The sequence below is a fragment of the Desulfuromonas sp. TF genome (assembly GCF_000472285.1).
In the GTDB taxonomy this organism is placed as follows: domain Bacteria; phylum Desulfobacterota; class Desulfuromonadia; order Desulfuromonadales; family ATBO01; genus ATBO01.
In genome coordinates this window covers 538442-555965 of record NZ_KI421421.1, presented here as the reverse complement: position 1 = coordinate 555965, position 17524 = coordinate 538442, and the positions used below count along the sequence as shown (strand labels likewise).

The following is a 17524-nucleotide window of genomic DNA, read 5'->3' as shown; positions in this document are numbered from 1 at the left end:
GATCCGGGCGATCTCGGCCAGATAGCCGGCCTGTTCGGGAGGGATGATATGATGGCGGCGGCTCCGGCGCTCGACGATCTCCAGGGAGGAGCTCCAGTCTGTACCCTTCTTCGCGTTGATGGCCCCAATGAGCGCCCGGTAGAGGACGTTGGTCCCCGGATCGTTGAACTTGCTGGCGATGGTGCCGTAGACGGGGATCGTCTCGTCGGGCGCCTCGAAGAGCTTGCGGTTGCGGCGCACCTGCTTGCGCACGTTGATCAGGGCGTCCTCGGATCCCTTCTTCTCCATCTTGTTCAGGGCCACCAGGTCGGCGAAGTCGAGCATGTCGATCTTCTCCAGTTGGGTCAGGGCGCCGAACTCGCTGGTCATGACGTAGAGGGAGACATCGCAGACCTTGACGATGCCGGCATCTCCCTGGCCGATGCCGCTGGTCTCGACGATAATCAGGTCGTAGGCGGCCGCCTTGAGGATGTCGAGGGCGTCGACGATGGCCGCCGAGAGCTCCGAGCGCGAATCGCGGGTGGCCAGGGAGCGCATATAGACCCGCGGCGAGTCGATGGCGTTCATGCGGATGCGGTCGCCGAGAAGCGCCCCGCCGGTGCGCTGCCGGGTCGGGTCGACGGAGAGGATGGCCAGATGCTTGTCGGGGAAGTCGCGCAGGAAGCGCCGCACCAGCTCGTCGGTGAGAGAGCTCTTGCCGGCCCCCCCCGTCCCGGTGATGCCGAGGACCGGGACGTCCTTCGCTCCTTCGCGGACTTTCTCGAGGCGCGCCGCAACCTGCGGCGGCCGCTCCCGCAACGACTCCTCGGCCACGGTGATCAGGCGGGCCACCGCCTGGGGGTTCTTCGCGCGCAGTGCCGCCAGGTCCTCCTCCGACTGCCGCGGGGTGGGGAAGTCGCATGCTGCGAGCTTGTGATTGATCATTCCCTGCAGCCCCATCTTGCGCCCATCCTCGGGGGAGAAGATTTTGCAGATGCCGTACGCCTCGATCTCCTTGATCTCATCAGGGATGATCACGCCGCCGCCGCCGCCGAAGACCTTTATGTGGCCGGCGCCGCGCTCCCGCAACAGGTCATGGATGTACTTGAAGAACTCCAGGTGCCCCCCCTGGTAGGAGCTTACCGCGATTCCCTGGACGTCCTCATGGATGGCGGCGGTGACGATCTCGTCGGCCGACCGGTTGTGGCCGAGGTGAACGACCTCGGCCCCCGAGTCCTGCAGCATGCGGCGCATGATGTTGATCGAAACGTCATGCCCGTCATACAGACTGGTGGCGGTAACAAAACGGATCCTGTTTTCACTCTGATAAACCTCGGTCTGCATCGACTCACTCCTTTTCAGCGCATGGTCCAAGCTGCACCGACTCTGCATTTGAAAAAGCGGAATTGAACATCACCAATATTAGAGAACACTGTTTTGCAACAGCCATGCCATGACCCCAACCCTGCTCTTTCAGGGGTTTATCCACCTTCTGGGCCGCATGGCGGCTCCCCTGATCGAAACAGACTGTAAACGGATGGAGACAGCCGCAAAGCGAGTAAAAACAAAAACAACGGCCAAAAAGTCTTAATGCGGCGGCACTGACCGACATTAAAAGATTCGTTCCATGAACCAAATATTAATCTATGGCATTAATAGAACGATGTGTTATCCTTAGCAGGGACCGCCCGAAAACAACAATGAAGTTGTTCCGTGGCAGAAAACCGGGGCTGGGGGAATCATGAACATTGCCGAACAGATCAAGTCAGCCGGGTTCGCACTGAACGGTATCACCAACAACTCCGACTGCCTGATCCTGGTATTCGATCAGACCCACAGAATCACCAACTGCAATGAAGAGAGCCGTAGACTGCTCGGCGCGTGTCCCGAGCAACTGCTCGGCCAGAAACTGAATCAACCCCTTAAACTCGGCTATCTGCAAACCCTGATCATGCAGAATTTCTGTTTCAAGGGGCAGCCGATCCTGATCGACGGCCGTCAACACTTCTGCGATTTTTCCCCCATCGAAAAGAATGACAAGCCGCAGGGCGGCATCCTGGCAATCTACCGTCACGAACAGCGTGCGACCCTGTCGGCGGAAATGCCGGACCTTCTGCAGGCCTTCAAACCTGAATGCTTCCAACACGAAGACAGCCTGATCCTGGTCAACCGGGAAGGGATCATCACTCTGATCAACCAGTCCTTCGCCGACATCCTGGGGATCCGCGCCAGTGAAATGATCGGCAAGCACGTTCACTCCGCCTACCCCAACTCCAACCCCTCGCGGCTGCCGGCCGTGATGAACAGCGGTAAAGCCGAAATCGCCGAACCGCACCTTCTGAACGGAAACAATGCCGTGGTCAGTCGTTACCCGCTGTATAAAGACGGTGAGTTGATCGGCGGCCTGGGGAAAATTCTCTTCCACGACATCGATGAACTCTCGCGCCTGGCGGAAAAATTCTCGGTCTATGTCTCTCGCCCCGCGGACGACAGAAAACGCAAAAAAGGCGACGTGCAAGAGTTCAAGTACGACTGCAACAGCATCATCGGCCACAGCCCTGCGATGAAAGACCTGAAAGAAAAACTGCTGCGGATCGCGCAGCGGCCTTCGAACGTCCTTTTAACCGGGGAAAGCGGCACCGGCAAAGAATTGTTCGCCCATGCCGTTCATGCCGCCAGCAAACGTCGCTATGCTCCTTTCGTCCGAGTCAACTGTGCCGCCATTCCGGAACAGTTGATAGAAGCGGAGTTGTTCGGCTACGCCGACGGCGCCTTCACCGGCGCCCGCAAAGGTGGACAGGTCGGCAAATTTGAGCAGGCGAACAGCGGCACGATATTCCTCGATGAGATCAGCGAGATGCCGTCGCACATGCAGGCCAAGATGTTGCGGGTCCTGCAGGAGAAGGAAGTCACCCCTCTGGGATGCACCCGCACCCGCAAGCTCGACATCCGGGTGGTCGCCGCCACCAATGTCGCCCTGGAGCAGCAGGTCGCCGAGGGGAAATTCCGCACCGATCTCTACTACCGACTCAATGTCATCGCCCTTGACATCCCCCCCCTGCGCGAACGCCGCGAGGACATCTACTTCATCACCAAACACCTCATCGACAATTTCAACGACGAATTCGACCTCGGGATTCAGGGACTGAGCGAGGATGCCTGGCAGATGCTCAAACATTACAACTATCCCGGCAACATCCGCGAACTGCGCAACATCATCGAAAGCGCCTTCAACATGACTGCCGGACCCCTGATCGAAGCCTCCGACCTGCCGCAATACATCCGCCTGAAATTCGGCCCTCAGTTCCTTAAACCCGCACTATCCCTCCCCTCGCCGGACCTGCTGGGCAGCGTCGGCCAGAAACCCCTGCAGGAAATCATGGAAGAGTTGGAACAGCAATTACTCAAAGCAACCCTCGAAAAAACAGGCGGCAACAAACAGGGAGCCGCGAGCCTCCTCGGCATTTCCCGGCCGGGGCTGTACAAGAAACTGCAGAAATTCAATTTGACGTGAGCCCTGACAACAAACCACAACAGTGTTAACTGGAATGACACTGAAAACGGCGAAATCCACCAAGGAAACAAGTAAAGAAAACTAATTTAATTCTTGATTTGATTTATTTACGAGTACTTACCCATCCCACCCACCTCATAGAACAGTGTTTGGTATTCCCCTTGCAGTCTAATCCAATTGATTGGTGACTAACCCATTGATCTGTACGCTGTGACCAACAGTAAGGCAGCAATCGACGACAGAGGAGGAATGCCCATGTCCGATCCGACCCTGCTTCAGGTGAGCGACATATCGCTTTCGTTCGGCGGCGTACACGCCTTGACCGACGTCAGCTTTGATGTCCGTCGCGGGGAAATCTTCTCGATCATCGGCCCCAATGGGGCCGGCAAAACCTCACTGCTCAACTGCATCTCCGGTCGTTACCAGCCGAACATCGGATCTATCCGCTTCAACGGTCAGGAACTGATCGGCCTAGCCCCCAACACGCGCTGCAAGCTCGGGATCGGCCGAACCTTCCAGAACCTGGCGCTGTTCAGTCACATGAGCGTGCTCGACAACATCATGGTCGGCCGCCATAACCAGTTGAAGAACAACTTCCTCAGCGGGCCGCTCTACTGGTTCTCCCCGGCCCAGAAAGAAGAGCTTCACCATCGACGTCAGGTCGAGGACATCATCGATTTTCTCGAAATCGCCCACATCCGCAAATCGATTGCCGGCACTCTTTCCTACGGACTGCGCAAACGGGTCGAGCTGGCCCGCGCCGTCGCCCTGAAGCCGGAGCTGATCCTGCTCGATGAACCGATGGCCGGAATGAATCTGGAAGAGAAGGAGGATATGGCCCGCTACATCATCGATCTGAACGAGGAATGGGGAATGACGGTGGTGATGATCGAGCATGACATGGGTGTGGTCATGGATATCTCCCACCGGGTGATGGTGCTCGATTTCGGCCGCAGAATTGCCGCCGGTCTCCCCGAGGAGGTGATGGCCGACGAACGGGTCAAAAAGGCCTATCTGGGCGAGGATGACACAGATGAAAGCCGGCAGGCGGAGGTGGCATGATGAAAGCGCAATACGCCGATATCAGCCGTTACGATACCTTCCCCAAGCTGGTGCTTTACAATGCCGAAAACTGGCCGAATGAGACTGCCTTGCGGGAGAAGGAGTTCGGCATCTGGAACGAATACAGCTGGGCCGACTACCATCGGCTCGTCAAGCTGTTTGCCCTGGGAATGCACCGGCTGGGGATCGGCAAGGAGGACTCGGTCGGCATTATCGGCGACAACCGCCCAGAGTGGGTCGTCGGTGAAATTGCCGCCCATGCCCTGCGGGCGATGATCTTCGGCATCTACCAGGACTCCCTCAACGAGGAAGTCGCCTACCTGATCAACTATGCCGGGGCGAAGATCATCATCGCCGAGGACGAGGAACAGGTCGACAAAGTGCTCGACATTACCGAGCAGTGTCCGTGCGTCAAACACATCATCTTCTGCGACCCTCGCGGCATGCGCAAATACCATGACCCGAGGCTGCTCAGCCACACCGACCTGATGAAACTCGGCGAAGAACTGGATAAAGAACAGCCGGAACTCTATCGGCAGCTGGTCGAAGCGGGAGAGGCGAAGGATGTCGCCATCCTCTGTCCGACTTCGGGAACGACCTCGAATCCGAAACTGGCGATGCTGCAGTGCGGTCCGATGCTGGAGCACTGCCTCGACTATCTGCACTCCGACCCCAAATTTCCGACCGACAATTACGTTTCGGTGCTGCCGCTGCCATGGATCATGGAGCAGGTCTACGCCGTTGCCCAGGCTCTGATCAGCCGCCAGATCGTCAACTTCGTCGAGGAACCGGAGACGATGATGGAGGACCTGCGCGAGATCGGCCCCACCTTCGTACTGCTGGCCCCACGTGTCTGGGAAAGCATCGCCGCCGACGTCAAGGCGAAGATGATGGACGCCACCTGGTTCAAGCAGCAGATGTACCGGATCGGCATGAAACTGGCCCGGCAGGCGGCCGAACGCGGCGAGGCGCAATCGAAACTGGCCTACTGGCTGCTGTTCCGTGCGTTGAAGGACCGACTCGGGTTCACCTTCCTGCGCTCGGCGGCCACCGGCGGTGCGGCCCTTGGGCCGGACACCTTCAAATTCTTTCTCGCCATGGGCGTGCCGCTGCGCCAGCTTTACGGGCAGACCGAACTGTGCGGCGCGTACACTATCCACCAGGCGGATGATGTCGATTTCGACAGTGTCGGCATTCCCTTCAGAACCGCCGAGGTGCGCATCGACAACCCGGACGGAAACGGCGTCGGCGAGGTGGTGGCCAGGACCCGCGGCATGTTCAGCGGCTACTTCAATAACGAAAAAGCGACCGCCGAAACCCTTGAGGGCGGCTGGATGCACACCGGCGATGCCGGTTACTTCAAACAGCCGAACGGTCACCTGGTGGTCATCGACCGGATTTCCGATCTGGCCGAAACCTCGACCGGTTCCCGCTTTTCACCGCAGTTCATCGAGAACAAACTGAAGTTCTCACCGTTTATCGCCGAAGCGGTGATCCAGGGGGACGGACGCCCCTATCTGTCGGCGATCCTCTGCATCCGCTATGAAATTGTCGCCAAGTGGGCCGAGCAGCGCGACATCGCCTTTACCAACTACATCAACCTGTCGGCGCAGCCGAAGATCTACGACCTGATTCGTAAAGAGGTCGAATCGGTCAACGACACCCTTCCGGAGGTGCAGAGAATCCGTAAGTTTCTGCTGCTCTACAAACAACTCGATGCCGACGACGGGGAGCTGACCCGGACCCGCAAAGTCCGGCGAGGGGTGATCAAGGAAAAATACGCCGAGATCATCGACGCCGTCTACGCCGGCCAGGAGAAGGTGCACATCGATACCGTGATCACCTTCCAGGACGGCAACAAGTCGCGGGTTCAGACCGATGTGAGGGTCGTCGATCTCAACCCCGGCACCGATGAAAAATGCCCTGAGGGAAAGTCGGATGATCTCGATCCGGATATCGAGGAGACATCCTGCTCCAGGGAACGAGCGGCGGGATAAACGAACCTTTGGCCCTGGCTTCGGGCCTCGAACCTTGAACCTCTCAGGGAGCGATCCATGAACTTCGAACTCTTCACCCAGTTGCTGATCAACGGCCTGATCGTCGGCACCCTTTACGGTGTGGTGGCGATGTGTTTCGTGCTGATCTACAAGTCGACGCAGATCGTCAACTTCGCACAAGGGGAATTCCTGCTGATCGGCGCCTGGACGTGCTGGGCGCTGCTGGTGCATTTCGAGCTCCCCTTTTATGTCGGTTTCCCGATCACCCTGGCGTTCATGGCGGTCTTCGGCATTCTGCTGCAGATGGTGGTGCTGCGCCCGTTGATCGGCGAACCGATCATTTCGGTGATCATGGTGACCATCGGCCTGTCGATGTTCTTCCAGTCCCTGATCTCCTGGATCTTCGGCGGCTACACCAAGTCCTTCCCGCCGGTTTTTGATACCCAATCGGTCAATATCGGCGGACTGCAGATCGAAACGGCCTACATCATGAGCATCATCGTCTCACTCATTATCATGGTCGGCTTCTACATCTTTTTCAAACATTCGCGCATGGGCCTGGCGATGCGTGCCACCGCGTTCAACCAGCAGATCGCGCAGAGCCTCGGCATCTCGGTCAAGCACGTCTTTGCCGCGGCCTGGGCCATTTCCGCCGTGGTCTCGGCCCTGGCCGGAGTGGTCATCGGCATGGTCAACGGCGTCTCCTCGGCCCTGTCGTTTTTCGGCATCAAAGTCTTTCCGGTGGTTATTCTCGGCGGCCTCGATTCGATCGTCGGTGCGATCGTCGGAGGCCTGACGATCGGGGTGCTTGAGAACATGGCGGAATTCTTCGACAGCCAATGGCTGCACCTGGGCAACATGTACAACATCGCCCCCTTCTACGCGCTGGTGATCATCCTGATGATCAAGCCTTACGGTCTGTTCGGCACCAAAGATATCGAGAGGATTTAAGCCATGGCTTCTGCTCATTCACGGATGCGCTGCGGCGAGTTCCGCACAACCTACCAGCAGGACACGACCGTCTTTCCGACCCCGATGTCGCGCCGGGTTGCCGTGGTTTCCGTGCTCCTTCTGCTGATGACACCGCTCCTTTCCAGCGCCTATCAGCTGAACCTGCTGATTCAGATCGGCTACTACGGGATTGCCGCGCTGGGGCTGAACATCGTCGTCGGCTTCACCGGCCAGATTTCCCTCGGCCATGCAGCTTTTTTCGGCCTCGGCGCTTTTACCTCGGCCTGGCTCAGCAACACCTCCGGCATTCCGGTCTTTTTCTGCATCCCCCTGGCCGGACTCATGACCATGGCGATCGGCCTGATCGTCGGCATCCCCGCCGGGCGCATCAAGGGGCTGTACCTGGCCATCGCCACCCTGGCGTCCCAATACATCCTTGAGGATTTCTTCGCGCGGGCAGACTGGTTTACCGGCGGCTCCGCCGGGGCCATGGCCAATCCGTTCAGTGTTTTCGGCTTTGTCATGAATACCGACCGTTCCTATTTCTACGTCGTCCTGTTCTACGTGGTGGTGATGTACCTGCTCGGCGCCAACCTGCTGCGCACCCGCGACGGACGCGCCTTCGTCGCTGTCCGCGACCATTACCTGTCCGCCGAGATCATGGGGATCAATCTGAACAAATACCGGATCCTGTCCTTCGGCATTTCCTCTTTCTACGCCGGCATCGGCGGCGCCCTGTTCGGCCATTACCTCGGCTTCGTTTCGGCCGAAGGTTTCACCATCCTGTTGTCGATCCAGTTTCTCGGCATGATCATCATCGGCGGGTTGGGATCGGTGATGGGCGCCATGTTGGGCACCGTCTTTATGGTTCTGCTCCCCGAGGTGATGGAATTCGGCGTTCATCTGGTCGGCAGCAACAGCACCGCACTCACCCAGGCCCTCGCCTACATCAAAGAGATGGCCATCGGCCTGGCCATTATCCTGTTCCTAATCTTCGAGCCGGACGGGCTCTCCCATCGCTGGAAGATGATCAAGAATTACTGGAAATTGTATCCGTTCTCCTATTGAACCGAAGGAATCGTCCCGGGCATGCGTTGTTCGTGAGCATGAGTTGCTCTGCGGGGGAGCCCCGAGCGGCCTGAAAAGCATCATCAACGAATGAAAAGGAGGAAACACGTCATGCGCAAATCGCTACTCTGTGGGATCGTATTACTGGCAATGTTCGGTTTCTCAACCATGGCAGCCGCGGCGGACACCATTCCCGTCGGACACCTGGCCTGCTACACCGGACCGACCTCGGACGTCGGGATTCCCTACGGCAACGGCGTGGCCGACGCCATGCAGTACATCAACGCCAAAGGCGGGATCAACGGCAAGAAACTCACCTTTGAAACCGTTGACTACTCCTACAAGGCGCCCCAGGCCATCGCCACCTACAAAAGATGGATTTCGGACCTCAAGCCGGTTGCCATTCAGGGGTGGGGAACCGCCGATACCGAAGCTCTCGTTCAGTTTGTCGCCACGGATCAAATCCCCTACTATTCGGCGTCATACTCCGGGCACCTGACCGATCCGACCGGAAAATCCCCCCGGACCAAGTCTCCGGCCCCCTACAACTTCTTCTACGGACCCTCCTATTCCGATACCTGCCGCGGCCTGGTGCAGTGGGCTGCTGATGACTGGAAGAGCAAAGGCAAAACCGGCCAGCCCAAATTCATCCACATGGGCGCCAACCATCCTTATCCCAACGCCCCCAAGGAAGCCTGCGCGGAATACGCTCAGGAACTCGGTTTTGAAGTCCTCAATCCGATCGTTTACGATCTCAAGCCGGGTGATGCCAAGGCCCAGTGCCTGACGCTGAAGGACTCCGGGGCAGACTACGCCTACATGGGCAACACCGCCGGCTCCAATATTTCCTTGTTGAATTCCTGCAACACGGTCGGCGCCAAACCCCAATTCCTGGCCAACGTCTGGGGCTGGGACGAAAACTCCATCAAAGCCGCCGGGGAATCCGGCAATGGCGTCGCCGTCCCTCTCGGCTCACCGTCCTGGAAGGATGACGCCCCTGGAATGGCAATGGTGCGCACCATTTCCAAAGTGTCCGATCCCTCCGGCGAAACCTATCGCAACCTGCACTATATGCGCGGTGTCTGTGCCGTTTACTTCATGAAGGACGCGATGGAGATGGCCGACAAGCAGGGCGGCATCACCGGCCCGAATATCAAGAAAGCCATGGAACAGATGGAGGGCCATGTCCCCGCCGGCCTGGAAGGGGTCTGCAAACCCTCCACCTGGACCAATGAAGATCATCGCGGAACCACTGAGGTTTCGGTCTATACCACCGACTACAACGGGGGCGATTTCACTTTCAACAAGCAGGCCACCATCGCGGTGCCGCGCCGTTCCGAATGGCTCGGCTGGTAGATTGAAGACAGTGACGGGTGACGAGTAAAGGGGGACAGCTAAACCGTCCATCCAGCTCGTCACTCGTCACTCGTTACCCGTCACTCGATCTTACGGAGCTCTCCATGGCCGAACCCGCCGCCAAGGTTGAAGAGAAAGAAATCGTCCTCTCGATCAACAATATCGAGGTGGTTTACGATGAGGTGATCCTGGTCCTGCGGGGCATCAGCCTCGATGTGCCGAAGGGAGAGATCGTCACCCTGCTCGGCCCGAACGGCGCCGGCAAATCGACGACCCTCAAAGCGATCTCCGGCCTGCTGAAAACCGAGGACGGCAAGGTCACCCGCGGGGCCATTGAGTTCATGGGCGAGAACATCGCCAACCGTGCCCCCGATGAAATCGTCCGCAAAGGGATCTTTCAGGTCATGGAAGGACGTCGCATCATTGAAGACATGACGGTCATCGAAAACCTGCGCCTCGGCGCCTATACCCGCAAGGACAGGAAGATCAAGGACGATATGGAAAAGGTCTTCCACTATTTCCCGCGTCTCAAGGAACGCACCGGCCTGGCTGGCTACCTGTCCGGCGGCGAGCAGCAGATGCTGGCGATCGGCCGGGCGATCATGGCCCGCCCGGAGATGATTCTGCTCGATGAACCTTCCATGGGTCTCGCGCCGCTGCTGGTCAAGGAAGTATTCAGCATCATACGCACCATCAACAAGGAGCAGGGGATTACCATGCTGCTGGTCGAGCAGAATGCCAACATGGCCCTGCACAGCGCCAATTACGGCTATGTGATGGAATCGGGGAAAATCGTCCTCGACGGCACCGCGCAGGAACTGCTCAACAACGAAGACATGAAGGAATTCTACCTGGCCGGCGGTGATCAGGAGCGCAAGTCTTTCAAAAATCTCAAATCGTACAAGCGGCGTAAACGCTGGATGTAAAGAGGGGAGCTTCGATGCACGACAATCATTTCGATCACCTGGAAACCCGCGGCTCAAAGGAACGCGAATCCGAGCAGATGCAGCAACTGGGGCGTCAGATCGAACATGCCCGGAAAACCGCCCCGGCCTACCGGGAGCTGCTGTGCGAGTTCGATCAGCCGATCGACAGTCGTGAAAAACTGGCGAAGCTCCCGCTGACCCGCAAGTGCGAGCTGCGTGAAAAACAGCAGCAGCGGCTGCCTTTTGCCGGGCTGACCGGAATCGGCTCTCCGGATTTGACCCACATCTTTGTTTCACCCGGACCGATCTACGAGCCGGCCAGCAATCGGACTGATTTCTGGAGTTTCGGGCGGACCCTGTTCGCCGCCGGCTTCCGCCGCGGCGATCTGCTGCACAACTGCTTCTCCTACCATTTCACCCCGGCCGGCGCCATGGTCGAATCAGGAGCCCATGCCCTGGGCTGCACGGTCATTCCTGCCGGAACCGGGAATACCGAACTGCAGGTCGCGACCATCAACAGCCTGCGTCCTGTCGGTTATGTCGGCACCCCGTCCTTTTTGAAGATCATCCTCGACAAAGGGGACGAACTGAAAACCGATCTGTCCAGTTTGAAGAAAGCCCTGGTTTCCGGAGAATACCTCCCTCCGTCCCTGCGCGATGCCTGGCGGGAACGCGGCATCGACTGCCTGCAATGTTACGCCACCGCCGACCTCGGCCTGATCGCCTACGAATCCCCGGCCCGCGAAGGAATGATCGTTGATGAACGGATCATCCTGGAAATCGTCCGCCCCGGCACCGGTGATCCGCTCCCGGCGGGAGAAGTCGGCGAACTGGTGATCACCAGTCTCAATCCGGACTACCCGCTGATCCGCTTCGCCACCGGCGACCTGTCGGCGGTCATGCCCGGAAACAGCCCCTGCGGACGGACCAACATGCGCATCCGGGGATGGCTGGGGCGCGCCGATCAGACCACCAAAATCCGCGGCCTTTTCGTCCATCCGAGCCAGGTTGCCGAAATATTGCACCGCCACCCGGGAATCCGCAAAGGTCGTCTGGTGGTCAGTCGCGAGAATGATCTCGATCGGATGGTTCTGCAGTGTGAAACCGCCGAGATCTCCGACGGCCTGAATAAAGCCTTGGCTGAAACGATCCGCGATATCTGCAAACTGCGCGGCGAAGTCGTCTTCGTCGGGCAGGGAGAATTGCCGAACGACGGCAAAGTGATCGACGATCAGCGTTCGGTGGCATAGCTGGTTTCCGACCGGAAACGGCCCTTTTTCGCCGTGGCGGCGTCAATCTGCGGGCTTGCTTGTGCGGCGTACTGATGTACGCCTCCGCGCAACCCCTTGATTTCCTTGCCACGGCGAAAAATTCCTCGTTTCCGGCTCGGAAACTTGCCTGTCGGGGCGGAGCTCGTGGGTCCGCCATTGATTGCCAATCAAGGGCGCACCCAAGGGTCGTCCCCACCATAAAGAACAAGATGGAGGAAGACATGTCCGAGACTACCGCCCAGCCCTTGTTCGATGAAGGTATCCGCCTGCTGCACAGCCTCAGCAAGGAAGAACTGATCGACATTATCTGCGATGACGCCAAGAACTGGCTGGCCCACGACGGCCTCTGGTTTCAGGCGGTGGAGGCGCGTTACGGCATGGATATCGCCATCGATGCCGACCGTGACGCCTGGGAGAAGTTCACCGTGATCGAGGCCAAGCGGATCATGGCGCGTCTCGGCATCGAACCGGGAGGCGGCATTCCGGCCCTGATCGAATGTCTCAAACACCGCTTCTACGCGCGCCTCAACCTGCAGCAGACGCTGGAGGTGAGCGAGACCAGGGCCGTGTTCCGCATGGACGACTGTCGCGTCCAGTCGGCGCGCAAACGCAAAGGGCTGGCCGATTTTCCCTGCAAATCGGTCGGAATCGTCGAGTACAGCGAGTTTGCCCGCACCATCGATCCGCGCCTGCAGACCCGCTGCCTCGCCTGCCCTCCCGATGCCCACCCGGAGGAGTACTGGTGCGCCTGGGAATTCAGCTTGCAGGGCTGATGAGGATGGTGGGTTGATGCTCAGCGACTGTCTCTCCGGAATCCGGGTGCTCGATCTCAGCCAGTATCTGCCCGGCCCCTTTGCCACCCAGCTGCTCGCCGATCTCGGTGCCGAGGTGATCAAAATCGAGCCGCCGGACGGGGACCCGATGCGCCGTTTCATCCTGTTGGACGAGGACGGCGTCTCCCCGTTCTACAAGCAGGTCAATGCCGGCAAGCAGGTTCTCCACCTCGACCTGAAGACCGAAGCCGGGAGCGCGGTCCTGGCGGAGTTGCTCGCTGCCGCCGACGTGCTCCTCGAATCCTTCCGCCCCGGCGTTCTCGCTCGGCTCGGGTTCAGCCGGGAATGGCTGCAGGAGCTTAACTCCCGGCTGATCCACTGCGCCCTCTCCGGCTTCGGACAGACCGGCCCCTGCCGGGAACGAGCCGGACACGACCTGACCTACCTGGCCATGAGCGGCATGCTCAGTCTGACTGGAACGGTCGAGACGCCGGTCATCCCCTTTCCCCCGATCTGCGACTATGCCGCCGGCAAGCAAGCCGCCACCGCCATCCTCGCCGCATTGCTGCGGCGGGAGCGATCCGGGAAAGGAACCTTCATCGATGTCAGCCTCTTTGAGATGGCGCTCTCCTGGCAATCCTTCGCCCTGACAGCCGCCGCCCGCCCGGGGCAGGCCTTCGCCCGGGGAGGGGACCTGTTGACCGGCGGGGCGGCCTGTTACCAGATTTACCGGACCGCTGACGAGCGCTTTGTCGCCCTCGGTGCGATCGAGGAAAAATTCTGGCGCCGGTTCTGTACCACCGTCGACCGCCCGGACTGGATCACCCGCCAGCAGGAGCCGCTGCCGCAGACGCAGCTGATTGCGGAGGTTCGGGAGCTTTTCGGCCGCGCTCCCCTGGCGGTGTGGCAGCAGCGTTTTGCGGCGGTGGATTGTTGCTTCGAGCCGATCCTCACGCATCCCGAGGTCGCCGCCCACCCACAGGTGCGGCAGCGACAGCTGCTGCAGTCCCGGGGAACCGGCGGAGGGTACGATGCCCTCTTCCCGGCCTGGATCGACGACCGACCGCCGACGCCGCGACTCCCGCTGCAGCAGGTAGCGCCTGCCCAAGCTCTGCGCGACTGGGCGAGGGTTTCACTTTCCCCTGATCCTGACGATGGAGGGAAAAATGAAATGGCCGCCATGCATCAAGCAGGTACCGGATCCGAATCATGAAAGCCCTAAGGCAACGGCAGCATAAGCGGTGAAGGAGAGGAACATGTCCCTGAAAAACTTCCTGGTCCACCTGGATCAGACCCCTCAGAGTGCGAACCGTTTCGAACTGGCTCTGTCCCTGGCAAAGAGACATCAGGCCCATCTGACCTGCTATTTCACAACAACCACTCATTATCTACTGCAGGCTGGCGAAAAGGAGCTCCGGGACGCGACTCGTTCAGACTGCGCCGCAAAGGCTGCGACGGCGGGAGTCAACCTGATCTGGTCAGAATCCGATGAGGTTGAAGCCATCCTGCCGCTGAGCACCCGCCTCACCCATCAGGCCAGCTACGCCGACCTGTGCATTATCGGCCAGCCGAGCAACCAACCACCTCCCCCGCGCGACCTTCCGGGCCAGTTGATCCTCTACTCCGGCCGCCCGGTGATCACCATCCCTTTTGCCGGTCATTTCCGGTCACTCGGAAAGCGGGTGATGGTCGCCTGGAAAGCCGGTCGCGCGTCGAACAGAGCGATCACGGATGCGCTGCCGTTCTTGACCCGCGCCTCCGAAGTCATCCTGATCAGTTTATCGAGCAATAATGACGAGTGGAAAGAAAACGATCGGACCCTGAGCAAAATCGAAGGATATCTCGAGCATCATGGTGTCGCGGCAAAATTGGAGAACCGGATGATTGCCGATATCGGGCTGGGGGATGCCCTGCTCAACCGGGCGGCGGACGAAGCGATCGATCTGCTGGTCTGCGGCGGGATGGTTTCGGCTCAACTGGCGCCGCTGGCAAGCCACCTGCTCAGGCAGATGACCGTGCCGGTGCTGATGTCGAGTTGATCCGCCCTCCTGGCACTTTGGCCGTAAAAACAGAAGTCACCGGAAAAAGTCCATTATCCAAGGCTGGAAGTTATAATTAAGGGTGTTCCCAGTGCCTCCGGACTATGTGATGGAAGGAAAAAGAATTGAACCTTGACCTGACCGAAGAACAAAAACTGATTCAGGATACCGCCCGCCAGTTCGCCAGCGCCGAACTGGCCCCGGTGGCCGCGGAACTGGATCGCGGCGGCGACCGGCAGGTGTTTTTCGCCAACCTGCGGAAATTGGCGGAACTCGGCTTTATGGGGCTGAATGCCCGCGAAGAGTACGGCGGCAGCGAAGCCGGCGCGGTCGCCTTCTCGGTCGCCCTCACCGAACTCGGCCGCGCCTGTGCGTCGACTGCGGTGACCGTCTCGGTCAGCAACATGATCTGTGAGGTGATCCAGGCGGTCGGCAATGAAGAGCAGCGCCGAAAGTACATCTCCAAGATCTGCTCAGGCGAGTTCCTGGCCGGCGCTTTTGCCCTGACTGAGACAGGAGCCGGCTCGGACCCGGCCGGGATGACCACCAGCGCAGTGCTCGATGGAGGGCAGTGGATTCTCAACGGGAGCAAAATTTTTATTACCAGTGCGCCCTACGCCGGAGTTTTCGTCGTCTGGGCGGTCACCGACAAAACGGCTCCGAAGGGAAAAGGGATCAGCTGTTTCCTGGTCGAGCAGGACGCGCCGGGACTGACCATCGGCAAACAGGAAGAAAAGATGGGGCAGCACGCTTCAGCGACCAATGAGCTGCTGTTCCAGGACTGCCGCATCCCTGAAAACGCCCTGATGGGCAAACTGAACGACGGCTTCCGCATCGCCGTCGGCGAACTCGCCGGCGGCCGCATCGGCATCGGTTCTTTAGCCCTCGGTATCGGTGAGGCCGCCCTGGAAGAAGCCACCCGCTATGCCCTGGAGCGTAAACAGTTCGATCAGCAGATCGCCGATTTCCAGGCGATCCAGTGGAAGCTCGCCGACTGTGCCACGGACCTGGAAGCGGCCCGGTTGCTGCTGATGAACGCAGCCTTTAAAAAGGAACAGGGACGCAGTTTCAGCAAAGAGGCATCGATGGCTAAACTGTTCGCCACGGAAAGCGCCAATCGCACCTGCTACGAAGCGATGCAGATTTTCGGCGGATACGGCTACACCGTGGATTTCGCAATCGAGCGCTACAGCCGCGACGTCCGGGTCACCTCGATTTACGAAGGTACCAGCGAAATCCAGCGGCTGATCATCGCCCGGGAGTTGTTGCGGAGTTTTTCATGACGTTTTACCGCCGAGCACGCGGAGCACGCAGAGAAAAAAAGTCAAACCGGTCTTCTCGGCGTTCTCAGCGCCCTCTGCGGTTGACGATTTTCAAATCTTACCCAAAAGGAGCGGGACGATGATTTTCGAATTGACCGATGAGCACAAACTGATGCGGCAGATGGTTCGGGAATTCGCCGAAGCGGAAATCGCCCCCGGGGTTGCCGAGCGGGACGAGGAAGAGCGTTTCGATCGGGAATTGATGTATGACAAGCTCGGCGAGCTGGGACTGACCGGGATTGTCTTCCCGGAAGAGTATGGCGGCGCCGGCGCCGACTACATCAGTTACGCCATCGCTGTCGAAGAGCTTTCCAGGGTTTGTGCCTCAACCGGCGTCACCCTCTCGGCCCACCTCTCTCTCGGCGCCAACCCGCTTTTTCTGTTCGGCACCGAAGAGCAGAAGCGAAAATACCTGGTGCCGTTAGCCGATGGCAGCAAACTCGGGGCTTTCGGCCTGACCGAAAACTCGGCCGGCTCCGATGCCGGCGGTACCCGGACCACAGCTGTGCGCGACGGCGACCACTGGGTGCTCAACGGCAGCAAGACCTTCATCACCAACGGCGGCGACGCGGAAATCTACGTGGTCTTCGCCCGCAGCGACAAGGACGCGCAGAAGCACCACGGCATCAGCGCTTTTATCGTCGAGAAAGGCGCCCCGGGGTTCAACTTCGGCAAGAAGGAAAAGAAAATGGGCATCCGCTCCTCTCCGACGATGGAACTGGTCTTCGAAAACTGTCGGATTCCGGCGGAAAATCTGCTCGGCGAGGAAGGGGCCGGCTTCAAGATCGCCATGAAGACCCTCGACGGCGGCCGCATCGGCATCGCCGCACAGGCGCTGGGAATTGCCCAGGGCGCTTTTGAGGCGGCGCTGAACTATGCCAAGGAGCGCAAACAGTTCAACCAGGCGATCAGTTCCTTTCAGGCGATCCAGTTTAAACTGGCGGACATGGCGACGGAGATCGAGGCGGCCAGATTACTGGTCTACCAGTCGGCCTACCGGGCCAGCGCCGGGCTGTCCTACGGTCAACAATCGGCGATGGCCAAGATGTACGCCGCGGACGTGGCCATGCGTGTGACCACCGAGGCGGTTCAGGTGTTCGGCGGCTACGGGTACACTCGCGACTATCCGGTCGAGCGGATGATGCGCGATGCCAAGATCACCCAGATCTATGAAGGGACCAATGAGGTGCAACGGATAGTCATCAGCGCGGCTCTGATCCGTTGAACTGTTGAATAATTGGTTTTCCCAGGCTGATCAAAAATGTT

The 17524-nt window shown here is 59.3% G+C and carries 14 protein-coding genes; 13 read left to right on the top strand and 1 reads right to left on the bottom strand.

Going from position 1 to position 17524, the window contains the following annotated elements; translation table 11 throughout:
* Window positions 1-1323 (bottom strand): cobalamin-dependent protein (locus DTF_RS27285; RefSeq protein WP_226989348.1); only part of this gene is annotated, 1323 nt, incomplete at its 3' end.
* Window positions 1324-1720: 397 nt separating this feature from the next.
* On the opposite strand from DTF_RS27285, the gene DTF_RS0113925 reads away from it, so the two are divergent.
* The 13 genes from DTF_RS0113925 (at window position 1721) to DTF_RS0113865 (ending at window position 17483) form a co-directional block, all read left to right on the top strand.
* Window positions 1721-3493, top strand: a complete 1773-nt coding sequence (locus DTF_RS0113925; RefSeq protein WP_027715808.1) for a sigma-54-dependent Fis family transcriptional regulator — start codon at window positions 1721-1723, stop codon at window positions 3491-3493.
* 249 nt (window positions 3494-3742) lie between these two features.
* Window positions 3743-4555: an ATP-binding cassette domain-containing protein gene (locus tag DTF_RS0113920; protein ID WP_027715807.1), complete on the top strand. Its 813-nt coding sequence runs from the start codon at window positions 3743-3745 to the stop codon at window positions 4553-4555.
* Complete coding sequence (locus DTF_RS23610) at window positions 4555-6552, top strand: long-chain fatty acid--CoA ligase (protein ID WP_081702997.1); 1998 nt, start codon at window positions 4555-4557, stop codon at window positions 6550-6552. The genes DTF_RS0113920 and DTF_RS23610 overlap by 1 nt, the downstream gene beginning before the upstream one ends.
* A 57-nt stretch (window positions 6553-6609) precedes the next feature.
* Entirely contained in the window at window positions 6610-7503 is an 894-nt protein-coding gene (locus DTF_RS0113910; protein ID WP_027715806.1) for a branched-chain amino acid ABC transporter permease, read from the top strand.
* A gap of 3 nt (window positions 7504-7506) precedes the next feature.
* The gene (locus DTF_RS0113905) at window positions 7507-8571 is read left to right on the top strand and encodes a branched-chain amino acid ABC transporter permease (protein ID WP_027715805.1); all 1065 of its coding nucleotides are present in this window, start codon (window positions 7507-7509) and stop codon (window positions 8569-8571) included.
* A 111-nt stretch (window positions 8572-8682) separates the two neighbouring features.
* Entirely contained in the window at window positions 8683-9927 is a 1245-nt protein-coding gene (locus DTF_RS0113900; RefSeq protein ID WP_027715804.1) for an ABC transporter substrate-binding protein, read from the top strand.
* Between the two features lie 104 nt (window positions 9928-10031).
* Complete coding sequence (locus DTF_RS0113895) at window positions 10032-10853, top strand: ABC transporter ATP-binding protein (RefSeq protein WP_027715803.1); 822 nt, start codon at window positions 10032-10034, stop codon at window positions 10851-10853.
* Window positions 10854-10867: 14 nt separating this feature from the next.
* A complete protein-coding gene (locus tag DTF_RS0113890) occupies window positions 10868-12103 on the top strand; it encodes a phenylacetate--CoA ligase family protein (RefSeq protein ID WP_027715802.1) in 1236 nt (411 codons plus the stop codon).
* 242 nt (window positions 12104-12345) lie between these two features.
* The gene (locus tag DTF_RS0113885) at window positions 12346-12897 is read left to right on the top strand and encodes a DUF6125 family protein (protein WP_027715801.1); all 552 of its coding nucleotides are present in this window, start codon (window positions 12346-12348) and stop codon (window positions 12895-12897) included.
* A gap of 16 nt (window positions 12898-12913) precedes the next feature.
* Window positions 12914-14110, top strand: coding sequence for a CaiB/BaiF CoA-transferase family protein (locus DTF_RS23605; RefSeq protein ID WP_081702979.1), 1197 nt, complete (start codon window positions 12914-12916; stop codon window positions 14108-14110).
* Window positions 14111-14153: 43 nt separating this feature from the next.
* Entirely contained in the window at window positions 14154-14936 is a 783-nt protein-coding gene (locus DTF_RS0113875; protein ID WP_027715800.1) for a universal stress protein, read from the top strand.
* Between the two features lie 125 nt (window positions 14937-15061).
* On the top strand, window positions 15062-16219 hold the full coding sequence (locus DTF_RS0113870) for an acyl-CoA dehydrogenase family protein (RefSeq protein WP_027715799.1): 1158 nt from the start codon (window positions 15062-15064) through the stop codon (window positions 16217-16219).
* Between the two features lie 118 nt (window positions 16220-16337).
* Window positions 16338-17483 carry an acyl-CoA dehydrogenase gene (locus DTF_RS0113865; protein WP_027715798.1) on the top strand — a complete coding sequence of 382 codons (1146 nt, stop codon included), beginning with the start codon at window positions 16338-16340 and terminating at the stop codon, window positions 17481-17483.
* Window positions 17484-17524: the final 41 nt, after the last annotated feature.